The organism is Acinetobacter sp. YH12045 (assembly GCF_013419925.1).
GTDB lineage: Bacteria > Pseudomonadota > Gammaproteobacteria > Pseudomonadales > Moraxellaceae > Acinetobacter > Acinetobacter amyesii.
Map to the genome: position 1 here is coordinate 58,417 of NZ_VOZE01000009.1, position 19,210 is coordinate 77,626.

20 protein-coding genes are annotated in these 19,210 nt (G+C 39.2%); 13 read left to right on the forward strand and 7 right to left on the reverse strand.

Translation table 11 applies throughout. The features are described from left to right. Window positions 1–25: 25 nt before the first annotated feature. The 4 genes from FTU02_RS12170 to tviB are packed head-to-tail and all read right to left on the reverse strand — an operon-like array spanning window position 26 to window position 4,626. The gene (locus FTU02_RS12170) at window positions 26–1,039 is read right to left on the reverse strand and encodes a RimK family alpha-L-glutamate ligase (RefSeq protein ID WP_180157315.1); all 1,014 of its coding nucleotides are present in this window, start codon (window positions 1,037–1,039) and stop codon (window positions 26–28) included. Next, entirely contained in the window at window positions 1,036–2,307 is a 1,272-nt protein-coding gene (locus FTU02_RS12175) for a flippase (RefSeq protein ID WP_257227113.1), read from the reverse strand. Before FTU02_RS12175 ends, FTU02_RS12170 begins: the two co-directional genes overlap by 4 nt. After that, window positions 2,308–3,330 (reverse strand): NAD-dependent epimerase/dehydratase family protein, encoded by a 1,023-nt coding sequence (locus tag FTU02_RS12180; RefSeq protein ID WP_180157318.1) that lies wholly within the window; start codon window positions 3,328–3,330, stop codon window positions 2,308–2,310. 18 nt (window positions 3,331–3,348) lie between these two features. Further along, complete coding sequence (gene tviB, locus FTU02_RS12185) at window positions 3,349–4,626, reverse strand: Vi polysaccharide biosynthesis UDP-N-acetylglucosamine C-6 dehydrogenase TviB (protein ID WP_180157320.1); 1,278 nt, start codon at window positions 4,624–4,626, stop codon at window positions 3,349–3,351. 415 nt (window positions 4,627–5,041) lie between these two features. On the opposite strand from tviB, the gene FTU02_RS12190 reads away from it, so the two are divergent. The 12 genes from FTU02_RS12190 to FTU02_RS12245 all read left to right on the forward strand — a co-directional run bounded on the left by FTU02_RS12190 (window position 5,042) and on the right by FTU02_RS12245 (window position 15,473). Beyond that, window positions 5,042–6,097: a polysaccharide biosynthesis/export family protein gene (locus FTU02_RS12190; protein ID WP_180157354.1), complete on the forward strand. Its 1,056-nt coding sequence runs from the start codon at window positions 5,042–5,044 to the stop codon at window positions 6,095–6,097. Then, window positions 6,097–6,525: a low molecular weight protein-tyrosine-phosphatase gene (locus FTU02_RS12195; protein ID WP_180107694.1), complete on the forward strand. Its 429-nt coding sequence runs from the start codon at window positions 6,097–6,099 to the stop codon at window positions 6,523–6,525. The genes FTU02_RS12190 and FTU02_RS12195 overlap by 1 nt, the downstream gene beginning before the upstream one ends. A gap of 16 nt (window positions 6,526–6,541) precedes the next feature. Further along, window positions 6,542–8,728, forward strand: a complete 2,187-nt coding sequence (locus FTU02_RS12200) for a polysaccharide biosynthesis tyrosine autokinase (protein WP_218954799.1) — start codon at window positions 6,542–6,544, stop codon at window positions 8,726–8,728. Window positions 8,729–8,974: 246 nt separating this feature from the next. After that, window positions 8,975–9,688, forward strand: a complete 714-nt coding sequence (locus FTU02_RS12205; protein WP_078191625.1) for an FKBP-type peptidyl-prolyl cis-trans isomerase — start codon at window positions 8,975–8,977, stop codon at window positions 9,686–9,688. Between the two features lie 54 nt (window positions 9,689–9,742). Next, a complete protein-coding gene (locus tag FTU02_RS12210; RefSeq protein WP_180063337.1) occupies window positions 9,743–10,435 on the forward strand; it encodes an FKBP-type peptidyl-prolyl cis-trans isomerase in 693 nt (230 codons plus the stop codon). 193 nt (window positions 10,436–10,628) lie between these two features. Further along, window positions 10,629–11,369 carry a dienelactone hydrolase family protein gene (locus FTU02_RS12215; RefSeq protein ID WP_180157322.1) on the forward strand — a complete coding sequence of 247 codons (741 nt, stop codon included), beginning with the start codon at window positions 10,629–10,631 and terminating at the stop codon, window positions 11,367–11,369. A gap of 51 nt (window positions 11,370–11,420) precedes the next feature. Continuing rightward, window positions 11,421–11,780 (forward strand): HIT family protein, encoded by a 360-nt coding sequence (locus FTU02_RS12220; protein ID WP_078191628.1) that lies wholly within the window; start codon window positions 11,421–11,423, stop codon window positions 11,778–11,780. Between the two features lie 153 nt (window positions 11,781–11,933). After that, window positions 11,934–12,980: an A/G-specific adenine glycosylase gene (mutY, locus tag FTU02_RS12225; RefSeq protein WP_180042050.1), complete on the forward strand. Its 1,047-nt coding sequence runs from the start codon at window positions 11,934–11,936 to the stop codon at window positions 12,978–12,980. A gap of 67 nt (window positions 12,981–13,047) precedes the next feature. Beyond that, on the forward strand, window positions 13,048–13,575 hold the full coding sequence (locus FTU02_RS12230) for a M23 family metallopeptidase (protein WP_218956188.1): 528 nt from the start codon (window positions 13,048–13,050) through the stop codon (window positions 13,573–13,575). A gap of 15 nt (window positions 13,576–13,590) precedes the next feature. Next, on the forward strand, window positions 13,591–13,836 hold the full coding sequence (locus FTU02_RS12235; protein WP_180003637.1) for a hypothetical protein: 246 nt from the start codon (window positions 13,591–13,593) through the stop codon (window positions 13,834–13,836). Between the two features lie 20 nt (window positions 13,837–13,856). Continuing rightward, complete coding sequence (locus FTU02_RS12240) at window positions 13,857–14,426, forward strand: DNA-3-methyladenine glycosylase I (RefSeq protein WP_180157326.1); 570 nt, start codon at window positions 13,857–13,859, stop codon at window positions 14,424–14,426. Window positions 14,427–14,450: 24 nt separating this feature from the next. Further along, window positions 14,451–15,473 (forward strand): NAD(P)-dependent alcohol dehydrogenase, encoded by a 1,023-nt coding sequence (locus FTU02_RS12245; RefSeq protein WP_180022938.1) that lies wholly within the window; start codon window positions 14,451–14,453, stop codon window positions 15,471–15,473. 72 nt (window positions 15,474–15,545) lie between these two features. Here the strand turns inward: FTU02_RS12245 and FTU02_RS12250 are convergent, their stop codons facing one another. Beyond that, on the reverse strand, window positions 15,546–16,982 hold the full coding sequence (locus FTU02_RS12250) for a PLP-dependent aminotransferase family protein (RefSeq protein WP_180157328.1): 1,437 nt from the start codon (window positions 16,980–16,982) through the stop codon (window positions 15,546–15,548). Window positions 16,983–17,089: 107 nt separating this feature from the next. Between FTU02_RS12250 and FTU02_RS12255 the strand changes: the two genes are divergently transcribed. Beyond that, window positions 17,090–17,506, forward strand: a complete 417-nt coding sequence (locus tag FTU02_RS12255) for a hypothetical protein (protein ID WP_257225224.1) — start codon at window positions 17,090–17,092, stop codon at window positions 17,504–17,506. A 44-nt stretch (window positions 17,507–17,550) separates the two neighbouring features. On the opposite strand, the gene FTU02_RS12260 is transcribed toward FTU02_RS12255, so the two are convergent. Both FTU02_RS12260 and dapB read right to left on the reverse strand, forming a co-directional pair. Beyond that, window positions 17,551–18,195 (reverse strand): START domain-containing protein, encoded by a 645-nt coding sequence (locus FTU02_RS12260; RefSeq protein WP_180157330.1) that lies wholly within the window; start codon window positions 18,193–18,195, stop codon window positions 17,551–17,553. A 58-nt stretch (window positions 18,196–18,253) separates the two neighbouring features. Then, window positions 18,254–19,075 carry a 4-hydroxy-tetrahydrodipicolinate reductase gene (gene dapB, locus FTU02_RS12265; protein WP_078194102.1) on the reverse strand — a complete coding sequence of 274 codons (822 nt, stop codon included), beginning with the start codon at window positions 19,073–19,075 and terminating at the stop codon, window positions 18,254–18,256. Window positions 19,076–19,210: the final 135 nt, after the last annotated feature.

Below are 19,210 nucleotides of genomic sequence, written 5' to 3' on the forward strand. Positions count from 1 at the left end.
TAAATATAAAAAATGATAGAAAAACCTAAGATTTTTCTATCATTTGAGAAATAGTCCATGCTTGTGCATCAAACTTTTCATTATGCCAATTTAAATTATCATCCCAATAGCCTGGGCATTTATCATATGCTTCCATAGCATATCCATAACTTATTTCTACAACTAATGGTGAACCATCTTTGTCAATTACAAAATCAAAAGCTACAGAACTACATTGAAGTTTTTTATTAATGTGAAAAGCGAGCTCAACAATATTTACATCTATCTGTAAATGATCATATACTATATTACCACTCCCAGATGCTCTAAAATCATTATCTCTGACCATTCGTTTAATTGCAAAAGCTTTATCACCTACAACAATTACACGAATATCACTATTATTATTTGGAATAAATTCTTGAAAATAAATATAACCACGTTCTAGATATTGCTCATTTCCAAATTTAGTACCGATAAATAATCTAATTAAACCTTTAATAATCCCGAATAAGCCTTCTTGACCTGATTTAAATTTTCTAAACTTTTCTTTTAAATTTTCATATCGGTCAAATTGAGCAAAGCCTTTACCAAAAGCTTTATTAATTAGTCTTATAGCTTCATTTTTATTCTTAGCTAGTCTTACATTTGATGACCCAGCACCTCCTTTAAGTTTAAAAACTTTAGGATAATCTGTATTATTTGCCCATTCTAAAGCTTTTTCTTTATCATAAAATACATAGCTTGGTACTAAAGGGGCGTTAATTGCTTCTAATAAATACTTTTGCGCAACTTTATCATCGAAGTGCCATCCGGTTCTGAAGTCTGGAAAAACTTTAATTCCAGCATGTTCTAGAGCAAATAATATTCTTTTAGCCGTTAGCACATCTTTATATTGCGCATGATGATGATGCCACAAAAAAGCATCACAATCTGCAAGCTGCTCAATAATATTATTATCAAAAGCATTTACAAGTTTAAATTCTATAGCATTTTTTTCACAATAATTTATCCAACGTTCAGAAAAACTACCTGATCTATGATGTATGGCAATTTTCATTTACTTAAATCTCTCCGTTGAATACATTTAGCTTTATACATAATAGACAAACCTAAAATAGCTCTAGTTAATGTAATTGTAATAGCTGCACCTAAAAACCCATAGAAATAGATTAATGGAAAACAAGCTAGAAAACCGATAATCGAACTGCTTATAGTAATATTTCTTAATAGTCTTTCATAACCATGAATAATTAAATAATTAAGACCATATGTATTACTCAGAGTAAGAAATATTAAAGAGCAGGCCATAATTTGTAAAACCAATATTGATTCATAAAATTCTGGTGTAAAGAAAAACTTGATAATATATGGCGCTAATATAATTAAAAAAACAGTGCTAAAAACTGTCACTATAATATTTATTTTTTCATATACATGATGTTGATTTGATTTTCGAGATAATAGAGGAAAAAAAACACGAGAAATGATCCCAATGAATTGTTGGACAATTCCTGCAAACTTAGTTCCCGCATCTAACAATCCATTAGCTACACTTCCACCCCAAAAACCAAGTAATATGGAAGAAAAACTATTATAAAAATTTGGCACAATATTATTAATAAAAACATCTTTACTATTTTTAATAGTCTGAAACACTTTATTAAAATTAGGTTTTAAAACCTTAACTTTAAATTTAAAAACAATTAAATAGAAAGAAATAACACCAACTAAAATAGATCCTAAACTTAAAAATAGAGGCTGTAAAATAAAATCAGATTTTTCTTTAACAAAGATAAAAATACAAAATGTAAATACTAATTTAGAGATTAAATCAAAAATTGTAATAAACTTCATTCTTTCAATTGCTTGAAAGAACCAATCTGCAAATAAAATTTTTGCCGGTACGAGCATAAATGTTATAAATAATAATATTTGATTTTCTTTTAAATAAGGAATAAACTCAGTAAGAATAAAAAGTATAATAAAAGAAACTAATGCAAGTAAGCTTTTAGCCCATAATACATTAGAAAAAATTTCTGAAACTTTTTCTAAACTATCTCTATTACGAGCTACATCACGGGTCGCAGTATAACTAAATCCCCAATCAGTAATAGTCTGAAACCAGACTACTACTGCCGCTGCAAAAGCAATCTTCCCAAAGCCATCCACACCAATGACTTTTGCTAAATAAGGAATAGTAAGCAATGGAAAAATGTAACCTGTTATTTGCATTATCATTAGATAACCAAAGTTACGGGCTAAAGCTTTACTATCTTTATTGGCACTGAAACGATTTTTAAGTGCCTTAATTTTACCTAACATCATTTACTTACTAAAATTAATATACCAAGGCATTGCTTGGTCTATCCCTTGTGCAATGACAAATTTTGGCGCATAACCTAGTAAACTTTTGATTTTTTCTACACTTGCTTGTGAATGGCGTACATCACCCGCACGGAAATCACGATAAACTGGCTGCTTTTCATAAATCACACCATTTTCATTTAATGCAGCTTTAATGGCATTAAATAAATCATTTAAAGTGGTACGGTCACCTACTGCAACATTATAAACCTGATTTTTAGCTTCATCTTGTGCTGTTGCAGCTAAAATATTGGCTTGTACCGTATTTTCAATAAAACAGAAATCACGACTGGTTTCACCGTCTCCATTAATAAAGACATCATCACCCGCAATCATGGCTGCGGTCCATTTTGGAATGACTGCAGCATAGGCACCATTTGGGTCCTGACGCTTGCCGAAGACATTGAAGTAACGCAAACCAATGGTTTTAAAGCCATAAGTACGAGCAAAAACATCGGCATACAGCTCATTGACATATTTGGTCACAGCATATGGTGACAATGGATTGCCGATATTTTCTTCAATTTTAGGCAGTGCCGGATGGTCACCATAAGTTGAACTGCTGGCGGCATAGGTAAAGCTTGAAACTTTGGCATCACGCGCAGCGGTGAGCATATTCAAGAAACCGCTGATATTAGCTGCATTGGTGGTAATCGGGTCAGCAATGGAACGCGGTACAGAACCTAAAGCAGCTTGGTGCAATACATAATCCACACCTGCACATGCCATCTGGCAGTCTTCGAAGTTACGGATATCCCCTTCATGAAACTTGAAGTTTACCCATTGTTCAGGTGTCACCAAAGACTGAACTTCATCTAAATTATGCTGATGACCAGTAGCAAAGTTATCTAGCCCCACCACATTTTGATTAAGTTTTAATAGGGTTTCTAAAAGGTTAGAGCCAATAAAGCCTGCAACTCCTGTGACTAACCAAGTTTTAGGATTTTGCTTTAATTGCTCACATACAGTTTGATATTGGCTCATGCTTATAGTCCCTATAAATTACAGACGAATGTCAGATTCTGATTGGTCAAGTACGTATTTTAGGTCATAAAGTACATGTGCAGACTTACCAAGTGCGCGAATTGCATCTACCCCCATAACTTTAAACTGCTCATGTGCTACAGCTAAAATTACCGCATCATATTGGCCATTTTTTAGACGAGAAACAGGTGTAATGCCATATTCATGTTCAGCTTCTGCACTGTCCACCCAAGGGTCATAAACATCAGTTTGTATATGATATTCTTGCAACTCATGCACGATATCGATAATTTTGGTATTTCGAATATCAGGGCAATTTTCTTTAAAACTCAAGCCAAGCACCAAAACTTTAGCACCCTCTACCTGAATTTTTTTCTTGATCATACCTTTAACAAGCTGAGTGACAACATAAGCACCCATCGCATCATTTAAACGACGACCCGCTAAAATAATTTCAGGGTGATAACCAATTGCTTGAGCCTTATGTGTCAAATAGTACGGATCAACGCCAATACAATGACCACCTACTAAACCAGGACGGAAAGGTAAGAAGTTCCACTTTGTTCCAGCTGCCTGAAGTACAGCCTCAGTGTCAATTCCCATCTTATTAAAAATTACTGCCAACTCATTAATTAAAGCAATATTGACATCACGTTGGGTATTTTCAATGACTTTTGCAGCTTCAGCTACTTTAATACTGGTTGCTTTATGCGTACCTGCTTCAATAATCAAATTATATACTTCATCAACATAATCAGCGACTTCAGGTGTTGAACCAGAGGTGATTTTTAAAATATTGGTGACGCGGTGTAATTTATCGCCCGGGTTAATACGCTCAGGGCTATAGCCTGCAAAAAAATCTTGATTGAATGTTAAGCCTGAGTTTTTCTCTAAAACAGGAATACAGACTTCTTCAGTTGCACCTGGATATACCGTTGATTCGTACACCACGATATCGCCCTTTTGCAGCACTTTTGCAATGCTTTCTGAAGCTTTAACTAATGGAGTTAAATCCGGCTGCTTAAATTCATCAATTGGTGTTGGCACAGTAACAATAAAAAAGTTACAAGATTTAAGATCTTCTAAATTTGCGCTATATGTTAAATGTGTAGATTGTACTAATTCTTCTGGAGATACCTCGAGCGTATGGTCCTGCCCGGAACGCAGCTCATTAATTCGTTTTTGGTGAATATCAAAACCCACTACAGGTACTTTTTTACCAAATTCAACAGCTAGTGGTAAACCCACATAGCCCAACCCAATTACAGCAATTTTTAGTTCCGAGAGTTGCAACATTCCAGAGCCTTATAATTTATGATTTAATCATGTGAAAAACGCCTCATAATATAGCAGAAATCGCCCTTATATTTTTCGGGAATTATTATTTTTCGTAATCGAAAATTATAACTGCAAAATTAAACGTTTATTTTTTAACCAATATATTAATATTTGATTTTTAACACCAATTACTTAAATGAATTTATTATGTATTCATTAACATATATGTGTTTTATTTCACACAATAATCATTACACTGTAGCAACACATTTTGACAGCAAATCCTAGGATGTTGACTTTACATAGTATAAAATGCTGCGTTATATATTTTAAAAATCAGGCGATTGCCTTTTTTACAATTCAATTATTTTTATAAGTAGGATTTCGAGTGAGTTACTATCGTTATAGCTTCTTGTTAGCACTCAGTTTAGGTATGACGGGTTGTGCAATCACATCAGGTCTTCAAACATATGATTTACCAAAAGAAGGTATTTTCCAAACAGATCTAGGTTCAACTGTAAATGTCATCAAATTATCACAAGACAATTTAGCAGCCGTTCAACCCGCACAGATTAATCAACAAAATTTTGCTCACCTTTTCAATCAACAACAACAACAATATCGATTAAATTCTGGTGATATTTTATCTATTTATTTATGGGCGTACCCTGAAATTACACCACCCACAAATACAATAAGCAATGAGGAAGCGATTAAATCAAACGGTTACCAAATCGACCAAAATGGTTATATTCAATTCCCGATTATTGGCCGATATAAAGCTGCCGGAAAATCCCTAACAAAAGTCAATCAGGAGTTACGTAGCCAACTTGCCCGCTATTTAAAAACTCCAGATGTGATTGTTCGCGTTCTTTCCTACCAAGGCCAGCGTTATTCTGTCCAAGGTAATGTAATGAAGGGTGGTCAATTTAATCTCACCGACCAACCTACCAGCGTATATACTGCACTTGGTCTTGCTGGCGGTGTGAATACGCAATTTGGCGATAATACGTCTATTACCTTGGTACGCCAAGGACAAACTTACAACTTAAATAGCATTCAGTTAGAAAAGGCTGGCTATTCACTACATAATCTACTCATACAGCCTAACGATACAATTTATGTCAATTCACGCGAAAATCAGAAAATTTATGTAATGGGTGAATCTGGTAAAAATCAATCCCTACCAATGCGTGATCAAGGAATGAGTTTAAGTGACGTCTTGGGCGAAAGTCTTGGGGTAAACTCGCTTTCTGCAAGTCGAGGTAAAATCTACGTAGTACGTAGTGATATGAATAGTCCGATGACCGAAATTTATCATTTGGATTTAACCAGTATTGGTGACTTTGGACTCGCAAACCAGTTCAGAATGCGTAGCAATGATATTGTATATGTTGATGCATCTGGTTTAGCTCGTTGGCAGCGTGTGATCAATCAGGTGATTCCTTTCTCAAATATGATCTATAACATCGACAGAATGGGTCAATAATGTTATTTAAAAATATTCTGGTGGTGTGTGTAGGTAATATTTGCCGAAGTCCTATGGCAGAATATCTTCTGAAAAAGAATCATCCCGATCTGAATATTTATTCAGCGGGAATCTCAGGCATGGTTGGACATGCAGCAGATGAAAAAGCTCAATACTGTATGCAAAAAATTGGCATCGATATGAGTGGACATATTGCCCAAAAATTGAATGCTGAACTGATCAAGAAATCAGATTTAATTTTAGTCATGAGTTCAAATCAACAAAAGCATATTGAACAAACGTGGCCATTTGCAAAGGGCAAGACCTTTCGTTTAGGACATTGGCAAGGTAAAAATGTGCCTGACCCATACCAGCACGATCAAGCCTTTTTTGACCAGACCTCAGAACTGATCCAATCTTGCGTTGCAGATTGGACTAAACAAATTTAACTTTTGATGTACGATTATGAGCCAAAATACCAATACAGAAGATACAATTGATTTAAAAGAATTATTTTTCTCTCTGATTGCACAGTGGAAGTTAATTGCTCTATGTGTAATTTTAAGTCTTGTTTGCGCCTTACTTTATCTTAGAACCACCCCCGACACTTATGCAGTCAATGCTTTAGTACAGGTCGAAGAGAATAAAGGGGCTTCTGCTGCGTTGTTAGGTGATCTTTCTAATATGATTGATCAAAAACAACCCGCCCAAGCAGAAATTGAGATTCTTAAATCACGCTTAGTTCTAGGTACCGTGATTCAAAACTTACATCTCGATCTAAAAATTTCAGGTACTGAAAATTCTTTCACTGATCGCTTATTTTCACCGCATGAATATGCCACCGAATATAAAAATAAATCAGTCGTTTTCAAAGATAATGAAAAAAGTTTTGAAATCCGCCAATTTGATATCCCTGCGCAATATCGTGACAAAAACCTTAGTGTACAGTTTCAAGAAAATAAATTTTCTTTAATTGATCTTCAGACTGAGCAAACAATTTTAACAGCACCATTGAACCAAAAAAGCTCTTTGCGTACAGCAGAAGGCCTTTGGGAAATCTCAATTTATAGCAAAGATCAATTCAAAGATGACTATTTAATTCAAAAACAGTCTTTACCTGCCGCAGTTGACAGTATTTTGGCAAATTATTCTGTTGCTGAAAAAGGTAAAATGACGGGCGTGCTTGGCCTTAACTATCAAGGCCAAGATAAAGAACATATTACAAAAGTTTTAAATGCCATTTTAGCAGCCTACAGCCATCAAAATATTGAAAGACGTTCGGCTGAAAGTGCACAAACTTTAAAATTTTTGGATGAACAACTCCCTGAACTGAAACAACAACTTGATGTCGCAGAACGTGAATTTAACAAATTCCGTCAAGAGTTTAATACCGTCGATGTAACCAAAGAATCTGAACTATATTTAACTCAAAGCGTCACTCTTGAAACTCAAAAAGCTGAATTAGAGCAAAAAGTTGCTGAAGCTTCTGCGAAGTACACTAGTGAACATCCAGTGATGCAGCAAATGAATGCCCAATTAGGTGCAATCAATAGCAAAATTGGTGAACTGAATACTACCTTAAAAAAATTACCAGACTTACAGCGTCGTTATTTACAGCTCTATCGTGAAGTTGAAGTCAAGCAACAACTGTACACTGCTCTACTTAACTCTTATCAACAATTAAGTATTGCCAAAGCTGGTGAAATTGGCAATGTCCGTATTGTGGATACTGCTGTAGAGCCGATTAAACCGATTGCGCCGAAAAAACTACAAATCTTGATACTTTCAATTTTCCTCGGTGGTTTCCTCGGTACATTACTTGCACTACTACGTAACATGCTTCGCTCAGGAATTAAAGATTCTTCAGAAATTGAAAATAATCTGGATCTTCCTGTTTATGCCACTGTGCCACGTTCCCCTGTTCAAGAAAGTCGCATCAAGTTACTGAAGAAGAAAAAGACCATTCCTGTACTTGCGGTTAAAAATAGCGATGATATTGCAATTGAAAGCCTGCGCAGTATGCGTACTGCCATTCACTTTGCACTGACATCTGCAAAAAATAACCTGATTATGATTTCGGGGCCAGCACCAGAAGTTGGTAAATCGTTTATTTCAACCAATTTAGCTACGATTCTTGCGCAAAGCGATAAACGTGTTTTAATTATTGATGCCGATTTACGTCGTGGTTATTTGAACAAATACTTCAATCATGACAACCAACCAGGTCTTTCTGAGTATTTAAATGGCCAGCGTGATCTAGACAGCATCATTAAAACCACTGAAATTCCAAATTTGAGTGTGATTACTCGTGGTAAAAGCCCTTCTAATCCATCTGAGCTTTTAAGTTCTGGTAAATTCAAAGAATTCTTAGATTTGATTTCACCAATGTTTGATCATGTGATCATTGATACCCCTCCTGTACTTGCGGTGACAGACGGTATCATTATTTCGCAATATGCTGGTGTAAATTTGGTGATTGCTCGTTATGCGAAAACTCAGTTGAAAGAACTAGAGTTAACCGTGAACCGCTTTGAACAAGTGGGTGTGAAGGTCAATGGTATTATTCTAAACGACATTCAACGTAGCTCAGCTGGTTATGGTTATGGCTATAACTATTCTTATGGTTATAAAGCTTCAAAAGACCAAGACTAATTCAAGCCTATTCAAAAAAGCCACCGAATACGGTGGCTTTTTTTATGTGCGAAATTTATGTTGCATGCATCATTCTGTATAAAAAATGTTTTATATATTCATACCGTTATAGTATAAAAATAAGAACATGACTATGATGATCTTTCCTGCACCTTACCTGATCGTAGAGATAGGTAAGCGCTGAACAGGAAAAGTCTGCTAGAATTTCAGCAACTTTTTACATATAAAATAATTGTGGGAAAATATATGAGTAAGGCCCTACCTATCGCTGTCGCTGTATTACTCGGCGGTGCCGCACTTGTTCCTGTTTACTATGCAACTAAAACGCCTGCTACGCAATCAGCAACATCAACTCAACCAGCTGCAAATGCTTCTGCTGTCGCTAAAATCAGTTATGCACTTGGTTATGAAGTTGCCCATCAAACGCCTCCAGAATTAGATATTGATAGCTTTGTCACTGGCGTTCGTGCAGGCCATGCTCGTGCAAAACCTGCATATACTGAAGAAGAATTACAAAAAGCATATGCTGAGTTCCAGCAAGAAATGCAAAACAAACAACTTGAAAGCAATAAGCAAGCACAAAGTAGCAGCGATAATTTCTTAACAGAAAACAAAAGCAAAGCTGGGGTTAAAACTACAGCTTCTGGTTTACAGTACCTAACAACGAAAGAAGGTACAGGTAAACAACCGCAAGCCACATCAGTTGTTAAAGTTCACTACACAGGTAAGTTAGTGGATGGCACTGTATTTGATAGTTCAGTACAGCGCGGCGAGCCAATTGAATTCCCACTGAATCAAGTGATTCCGGGTTGGACTGAAGGTCTACAGTTAATGAAGGAAGGCGGCAAAGCCACTTTATATATTCCTTCAAACCTAGGTTATGGTGCTCAAGGTGTTCCAGGAACGATTCCACCGAACAGTACTTTAATTTTTGATGTAGAACTCATTGAAGTTAAATAATAAAACCGGTACAGGAGAGCTTTTCGCTCTCCTGCTTTATTTTGAGACTCGGTCATGAAATTACAGATCAGTATGTTATGTTTGGCACTCTGCTCAAGCACTGTATTTGCCAAAGATGTCAGTAATAAAAGTAGTGCTGCAGAACAAGTGGGTTATAGTTTTGGTTATTTAATGGGACGCAGTAATGCTGAATCCATTAAGGATTTGGATATTGATGCATTTGTTGCAGGTTTAAAGGCAGCTTCTAAAGGTCAAGCTTCGTCATTAACAGATGAAGAAATGACCCGTGCCTTAACCCAATATAAAAAGCAAACCGAAGCGAAACAACTGATTGAACTGAAGCAAAAAGCGGATGCGAATGCCACCATTGGTGCCGCTTTCCTTGCTGAAAATGCCAAAAAACCGGGCATTCAGGTCACGAAATCTGGCCTGCAGTATCAAGTCATTCAAGCTGGCAAAGGTAAGTCACCCAAAGCAAATTCAACAGTGAAAGTTCACTATGAAGGTCGCTTAATTGATGGTACTGTTTTTGATAGTTCAATTGCACGCAACCAACCTGCGATGTTCCAAGTGAGTCAAGTCATTCAGGGTTGGACAGAAGGTCTACAGTTGATGAAAGAAGGTGCAAAATATCGCTTCTTCATTCCTGCCAATTTGGGCTATGGTCAAATTGGTTCAGCAGACGTCATTGAGCCAAATAGCACGCTGATTTTTGATGTAGAGCTCATTGAAGTTCTCCCGAAATAACAATACTCTCTTTAGGAGCATCGACAAATCTCGGTGCTCCTCAATATTTCTTCTTTCCATTATTTTCTTTTACAATTTTTTTGATTGATTTGACTTAAAATTCACATTGATATCTTATATTTATTTCACAAAAACCAATTTCCCTTTATCTTAAGTCTTCATTAACTGCGTAGCCGCACATAAGGATTTGACCATGACCGTTAAAATTAAGACGCGCGAAATTCAATATACAGCAGCGGATGGAACTCAACTTTTTGGCTATTTTGCCGCACCAGAGTCAGACACTGCGATCGCAGGTGTATTAGTTGCCCCTGAATGGTGGGGACGCAATGAATATACCGAACAACGTGCGCGTGAATTGGCAGAACAAGGCTATGCTGCTTTCGCTTTGGATATGTATGGTGACAAAAAAGTCACCACAGATGCCAAGCAAGCTTATGAATGGATGATGCAGACTTTTGATCATGCCAACACCATTGTGACCCGCGCGTCTGCTGCATTAAACACTTTGGCACAGCAAAAAGAAGTAAATGCAGATAAACTCGCAGCTATAGGCTTTTGCTATGGCGGAAAAGTCGTGCTGGATTTAGCTCGTTCAGGTGCTGCATTAAAAGCTGTGGTGACCTTCCATGCAACACTTGCTACAGCGACTCCTGCACAAACAGGACAAGTCCAAGCAGAGATTTTAGTGCAACATGGTGAGCTCGACTCGATGGTGAGCTTAGATGATGTTGCGACCTTTAGAAATGAAATGGATGCTGCCCAAGTGCAGTATCAAATCAATATTTTTGAAGGCGCAAAACACGGCTTTAGCAACCCGATGGCGGATGAACGTGCCAAAGCCAACGGCGTAGATTTAGCTTATAACGCTGCTGCAGAACAACAAAGCTTAGCGGCCATGTATGCCTTGTTAGCACGCCAGCTTAGTTCTTAAAGCGCTAAGAACCAATACCAATATTTAATTTATAAAAATGAGGAGAGCACAATGACAGAACTCAATTGTCCATATTGCAATTTTGACGAATATGACGTTATTGCAAAAAATGATTTTGGTGTTGTACTTCCTGAACCACATACACTGTCTAAAGGGCATGCTGTCATTGTCCCGCTACGTCATGTTGGTTCATTTTTTGAAATTACTGATAAAGAACGTAAAAGTTTAATGTCCTTACTTGAACAAGCGCGTAATGAATTAAATTTACGCTATCAACCCACTGGCTTTCATATTGGGTTTAATGATGGACAAGTTTTTGGCGAAGCCACTGAACATGTGCATATTCACATTATTCCACGTTATGAAAACCAAACATTGGCGCTCGATACCCGCTGGGGCTTTAAAAGCTAAACTTTAAATTTACACTCACTAAGGAGCCTCGGCTCCTTTTTTGATGGCCACTATTTTTGCATTTCCCCTGATATACAGTTTTCGTTTTGAACAAAAAGAATGACTATTGAAAGATGTATACTAGGCAGGTTTTTTCAATTTTGACTGTATTGCATGTTTAACTTTTCTGATGCCCTTCTTGACTGGTTTGATGTCCATGGTCGTCATGACTTACCGTGGCAAGTGAAGGATGACCCTTACAAAGTATGGGTTTCAGAAATTATGCTACAACAGACTCAAGTCAAAACCGTCTTACAATATTTTGATCGATTTATTCAACGGTTTCCGACTGTTGAAGATTTAGGCCATGCCTCTTGGGATGATGTGGCGCCCTATTGGGCTGGCTTAGGCTACTATGCACGGGCTCGGAACTTACACAAAGCCGCGGGTATTGTTGCACGTCAGGGACATTTTCCAAGCAATCTTGAGCAGTGGATGGAACTACCGGGCATCGGCCCGTCTACCGCGGGTGCGCTGATGTCTTTAGGTTTAAGACAATATGGCGTGATTATGGACGGCAACGTCAAGCGTGTATTGTCTCGTTTCTTTGCTATTGAAGATGATTTATCGAAACCTGTACATGAACGGGCCATGTGGCAACTGGCGACAGAGCTCTGCCCCACTGAACGCAACCACGATTATACCCAAGCGATTATGGATCTGGGTGCAACCGTTTGCACGCCGAAAAAACCGCTCTGTTTATATTGTCCCATGCAACAGCACTGCAAAGCACATGCACAAGGTTTAGAGACTGAATTACCTTATAAAAAGCCTAAAAAGCCTGTTCCAGTGAGAGAGGCTCAAGTCATGCTGATTCAATCTGCAGGAGAATGGCTGTGGATACAACGTCCGAATAGCGGTCTATGGGGCGGTCTGTGGTGTTTACCTATTTTTGATCAACCCCATGAGTTTCAATCCCACACTCAGCAACTTGGACTGAAACCTACCACCACTCAAGTGCAGATATCACATAGCTTTACCCACTTCACTTGGCTTTTAGAAGCTACTGTATTTACCGTTGCTGCCGATCAAAAAGAACATTTGGCCATTGAATGCAACGCACAGTGGTTTACACCGATACAAGCCACTGCACTCGGTATTCCAACCGCCATGAAAAAACTCATTTCTACGCTAGAACTCGAAAGCCATTCTATGCCATAGTTTTGAACTGCTCATCAATTGAATAGGGACAAATGTGACTCAAGGATTTTTTCAGCTTCGCAAAGGGTTGTTCGGCAGTATTGGTTTTATTTTGCTTTTACTCAGCGCCTGTACGTCAACTCCACCCAAACCATCTGGTAGTACATTGCCTGCACATGAAGTGAAAAAATTACAAAACATGCGTTTATCCAATCAATTGCCTGTTCCTGTTCATCAAGTCAAACGAAGTGAGCTCAAGGACACTTGGGGCGCAGCGCGTAGCCAAGGACGAAGCCACGAAGGCATTGATATTATTGTTCCACGTGGAACAAAAGTCCTCAGTGCTACAGAAGGTTTAGTTGCTGACTTACGTAATAACAATTTGGGTGGTAAAGTGATATGGATTATGGGGCCCGCAGGTTCTTGGCATTATTATGCGCATCTTGATGGTCATAAACGTGGCTTAAACGTCGGCGACTATGTCAAAAAAGGTGATGTCATTGGCTATGTAGGTAATACTGGCAATGCTCGACATACTGCACCACATTTGCATTATGGCATTTACTTGGGTGGTAAAGGTCGCAATGCCGTTAACCCCTATCCGTATTTACGTTAATTTTAGGAAACATACATGTCAGAAGCGTTGATAAATCGTCTGGTGGAATTTGCAGAATCTGGTAATCAACAAAAAATCAGCCTCAATGGACAGTCTTATCAGGGCTGGATCATGGAGATCACTGAAGAAGCATTACTCATCAGCACCGGCTACGCAGACAAATCTGGTAAAGATGTATGGATTCAATTTGCCGATCTCGATCAAGCGGAACTGTTGTATTGGGACAATAAAAACGACCAATGGACAGCTTTTAAAATTTAAGTCAAAAAGGAGCATTCAACATGACGATACAACGCTGTGCTTGGTGCTCCGAAGATCCTTTGTATATTGCCTACCACGACACTGAGTGGGCTAAACCCAGTTTTGATGAGCAGCATCTCTTTGAAATGCTGTGTCTTGAAGGACAACAAGCGGGGCTGTCTTGGATTACTGTGCTGAAAAAACGGGCCTGTTATCAGCAGCATTTTTTTCAACATCCCATTGCCGAAATCGCAGCGTTGAGTGACCTACAATTACAAGAAAAATTACAAGATTCAGGTTTGATTCGCCATATCGGCAAACTCACTGCCATTCGTGATAATGCCAAAGCATGGCAACAGTTAAAAGCCCAAGGGATTCATCCTGTGGAATTTCTTTGGAATTTTGTCGAAGGACAAATTGCCAATAATGATGTAGTTGAATATCGTAGCGCCCCTGCACAAACCGCTCAAAGTCAGGCCATGTCCAAAGCATTAAAAAAGCATGGTTTTAAATTTGTAGGCCCAACGACTTGCTATGCTCTGATGCAAGCTATCGGCATGGTCAATGATCATGAAAATCACTGTGACTTTAAATACACGCACGAAGAATGACCTCAAAACATAAAGGATAGAATAATGAGTGACAATACAATCCACGCCTATGCAGCAATGAACAGTGGTGAAGCCCTTGTTCCCTATCAATTTGATGCAGGTGAATTACAAGCCCATCAGGTTGAAGTCAAAGTCGAGTATTGCGGTCTTTGTCACTCAGATATTTCTATTATCCAAAATGATTGGAAATCTTCGGTTTATCCTGTGGTCCCAGGGCATGAAGTAATTGGAACCATTACCCAACTCGGCAGCGAAGCCAAAGGACTGAAAATCGGACAGCGTGTAGGCATTGGCTGGACAGCAGAAAGTTGTCAACACTGTGACCCGTGTATCGATGGTCGCCAAGTGCAATGTACCGGAACCAAGACAGCGACGATCGTCGGTCATGCAGGTGGCTTTGCCGACAAAGTCCGTGCTGGCTGGCAATGGGTTATTCCGCTTCCAGATGATCTCGACCCAACCAGTGCTGGTCCTCTACTCTGCGGCGGGATTACGGTATTTGATCCCATTTTACAGCACCAAATTCAGGCCATTCACCATGTTGCCGTGATCGGCATTGGTGGATTAGGTCATATGGCGATTAAATTGCTGAAAGCTTGGGGCTGTGAAATTACTGCGTTCAGTTCAAACTTAGATAAAACCGATGAACTTAAAGCTATGGGGGCTGACCATGTGGTGAATAGTCGTGATCTTGCCGCGATTAAAGCACAACGTGGGAAGTTCAATTTGATTTTAAGCACGGTCAATGTGACGTTGGATTGGCAAGCCTATCTTTCGACTTTGGCACCGAATGGAAGCGTTCACATGCTCGGCCTAGCACTTGAGCCGATGCAAATTCCCGCAGGTATGCTGATCAGTGGTGCTAAATCGGTCACAGGCTCATCAACAGGTTCTCCTGCGGCACTGCGTGAATTACTTCGATTCGCCGCACGTCAAAATATTGCTCCACAAATTGAAATGTATCCAATGTCTCAAGTCAATGAAGCGATTGAACGTTTGCATTCAGGAAATGTGCGGTATCGAATTGTGCTGAAAGCTGATTTTTAATGGCAAAAATCTAAGCCAAGAAAGCCTGCTGCATGCAGGCTTTTTTTTTGTATGCTTTATGGACTCATTAATCTAGATGACATTTGTGTTTCTGCATTCCTTACGCACCCAATCTGCAAGCAATAAAATGGCCTGCTGAATATCTACAGACAACTCATGCCCGGCATTTAGACGAATACAGTTGTTATAACGATTGTCCTCACCAAAAATTAAACCTGGCACAATATTGATGCCATGTTTTTGCGCATGGTAATACAGCGCCAAACTGTCTATTTGTTCAGGCATCTGCAACCACAGTGCATAACTGCCTTGAGGCCGATTTAGACGGATATCAACCCCTTGAAAAGCATCGTAAATATACTGACGATACTGCTCGACTTGTACCATTAATTTAGGACGCAATTCAGCAAGATGTTGGCGATACGCACGACTAAAAATCAAATCGGCAAGTCCTAACTGCAAAGGCGTATTCACCGAATCATTTTGCAAAAGTAATTTGGGACGCAAATGTTGCAAATGTGGTGGAAGACAAAACCACCCCACCCGATAAGAAGGCGACAAAGATTTTGAAATCGACGCACAATAGATCACATAGCCCGCCCGATCCCAATATTTGATAGGCAATGGTCGCTTTGCATTGAAACTACACTCAGCATAAATATCATCTTCAATCACATAACATTTATATTTTTCAGCCAGTTGTGCAATTCGTTTCTTATCTTCATTACTTAAACAAAAACCCAAAGGATTTTGAAAATTTGCAGTCAATAAGCATACTTTCGCGCCTGAATCCCGCATCGCCTGTTCTAAACGATCTAAATCAAAACCTTCCGTATTGGCAGGAATTTCAACAATTTTCCGCTTCAATAAAGCCAATAATTGCAATTGCCCGTTATAGTTCGGCGTCGGGACAATGACACTCTCCCCTTCCGCACTCAGATTTTGTAACATCACTGACAAAGCCGGCATACAACCATTGCTGATGTAAATATCATCCTTAGGCATATAAAAACCATCTTCAGCCCAATGTGCCGACAAAGCTTCACGCAATTGTGGATGTCCTTGCCGATTGTTATATAAAAAATCTTCTGGTTTACAATGCTTTAATGCCCTTTGGATTGAACGTCTGATTGCTTCAACAGGAACAAAATTTGGGGACAACTGAATTGAACCCAAATGAATCAGGCGACTATTTGCAGATGCTTCATGGATCTGAATTTGCAATTCTAAATTCGAAATTTCACGAGGTCGGGAATCAAAATCAGGATGATTCGGCACGGCAATTTGCTGGGCTTTCTGTGAGGATTGCACAAAATAACCAGACTTTTCTTTGACATAAATCAGGCCTTTGGCTTCAAGTAATTCATAGCAGCGTTTCGCGGTATTTAAACTGATCTGATGCTGCTGTGAAAATTGACGTAGCGCATACAGACGCTGCCCTGCGGCCAATTCACCACTATAAATTTTCTGTGCCAACTGCTGCGCAAGCTGCTGATATTGAAAAGCCATCTGTACCCTTTTTTTAATCATTCTTGTATCTGTACCCATTAAGTTAACAGATTTAAGCTGAATGCATCAGGTTGATATCTCAAAAATAACGATAGGGGGACAATTAAATGAATGACTTCACGCAGTTTCGAGCGGGTTTAATCATCATCAGTACACTCACGCTTATGGCGTGCCAACCCGAGCAGCACACTCAAGCTCAAAGCCAACAAAATTTTATCTGTAAATCTTTAATTCAAGGTTTTTTGAGTGCCCAAAAACTGACGCAATATGAACTTGAGCAGATCCAACCGATCACTAGCGGCGGGTTACATCAGCAGCTATATATTTATAAAGCCAAATCTGAAAACGGCATGAATATCATGCCGCAGCAAGCCAAACTTCGCTTTGCCTGTGAACAATTGACTGCGCGGCAATTTCAAATCAAGTTACATCCGCATCAATTTCCAGAACAGACCTTACTCAGTATCGAACTTCCAGAAACACAACACATGCAGCAGTTGACTGCATTTCGCCTGCCTGAGTAGCGAAGTCATTGATCGTTCATATTGAACTAAATCATTGCTAAGGCTTATTTTAAAATTTCGGGAAAGGTCTCAACAGTTTTGCTTTTACCCAGCTGCACTTTCATTTTTTGTAGCATTTGATAAGGCTGTTGCTGCACGAACATATTCACGAAACTGAGCGGAATGGAACCTTCCGGATTGGCGTAGCCATAGGTCGAAACTTTGACCTTTTGATTGCCTAAACGCTGGAAGGTCCAATCGCCCTCATAATCAGTGAGGCGTACATAATTGGGATTAATCGGATAACCTTTTTTCACCGCTTTATTTTGGATGCTAATGATGCCTTGTGAATCTTTACGCATTTTGCCTTGTACCACCAAATCACGGTCTTTCAAGGGAAATGGAAAATCCAGCACCATATATAAACTGAATTCGCCTTTCTGGTCATCACGGGATAATACTTTGACACTGCCCATATAAGGGACCCAATTCACTGCATTTTCCACATCTAAAATCAGGGAAACCGCTTTTTCAATGGGCACATCAAAACTGGTTTCAGCTTTGTATTGAAAGACAGGATTTTGAGCATTTTGGTAGGTCCAAACTTTAATATTATTTTTATTAATCGTGAGTTTGGCATTATCCATAGTTTTCGCTTGTACTGCCGCAGTGAATGCGACAGCACAGGCCATAAAGATGACTTTTTTCATTCCATTGATCGTCTTATTTTAATTTTATGCTGTTGTTATAACGGATTTTAACGCGCTTTTATACGTCAATATCGTTAAAACCCAGTACATCTTTCATATCGTACTTACGTGCTTCACGACCGACTACCCATGCAGCGGCACGTACTGCACCAGAGGCAAAGTTCATACGGTTGGTCGCTTTATGTGTAATTTCAACTCGTTCGCCATCCGCAATAAACATCGCAGTATGTTCACCGACAATGTCACCACCACGAATCGTTTGGAAGCCAATGGTTTGACGTTCACGTGGACCCGTATGACCTTCACGGCAATACACAGCATCTTGTTTTAAGTCACGTCCTAAAGCACCGGCAATGGCTTCGCCCCACATTAGCGCTGTACCTGATGGTGCATCAACTTTATGACGATGATGGGCTTCAATCACTTCAATATCTACAGTATCGCCAAATACTTTTGATGCCAATTCAAGAAGTTTGATTGAAACGTTTACACCGACAGAATAGTTCGCTGCATAGACCACAGGGGTTTCTGTTGCTGTTTCATCGAGATAAGCTTTTTGCTCATCATTCATACCTGTGGTACCAATGACAATCGCAACGCCGGCTTCACGGCAAAGTTTAAGATGCTGTGCCGTTGCTGCAGGTGCAGTAAAGTCGATCACGACATCACAATCTTTTAAAACCTCAGCAAGGTTACCGACAACCTTTACGCCAACCGCGCCAATCCCTGCAAGTTCACCGGCATCTGCACCGACCAAGCTACTTTCAGGACGTTCTACCGCAGCAGCCAATTGATAACCAGCTTGCTGAACCGCCTGAATTAAGATGCGTCCCATACGACCGCCTGCGCCCAAGATACCAATACGTGGAGCTGCTGACATAACATTTTCCTAATGTTGATTCGAAATTGGTCTTACTATATCAAAACTCCATGCGCAGGCTAAGTTACAAACAAAAAAATCCTGCATTTTCCGAAGGACTTTTGCAAATCAAGCTCTTCGACAGACGCTGACTAT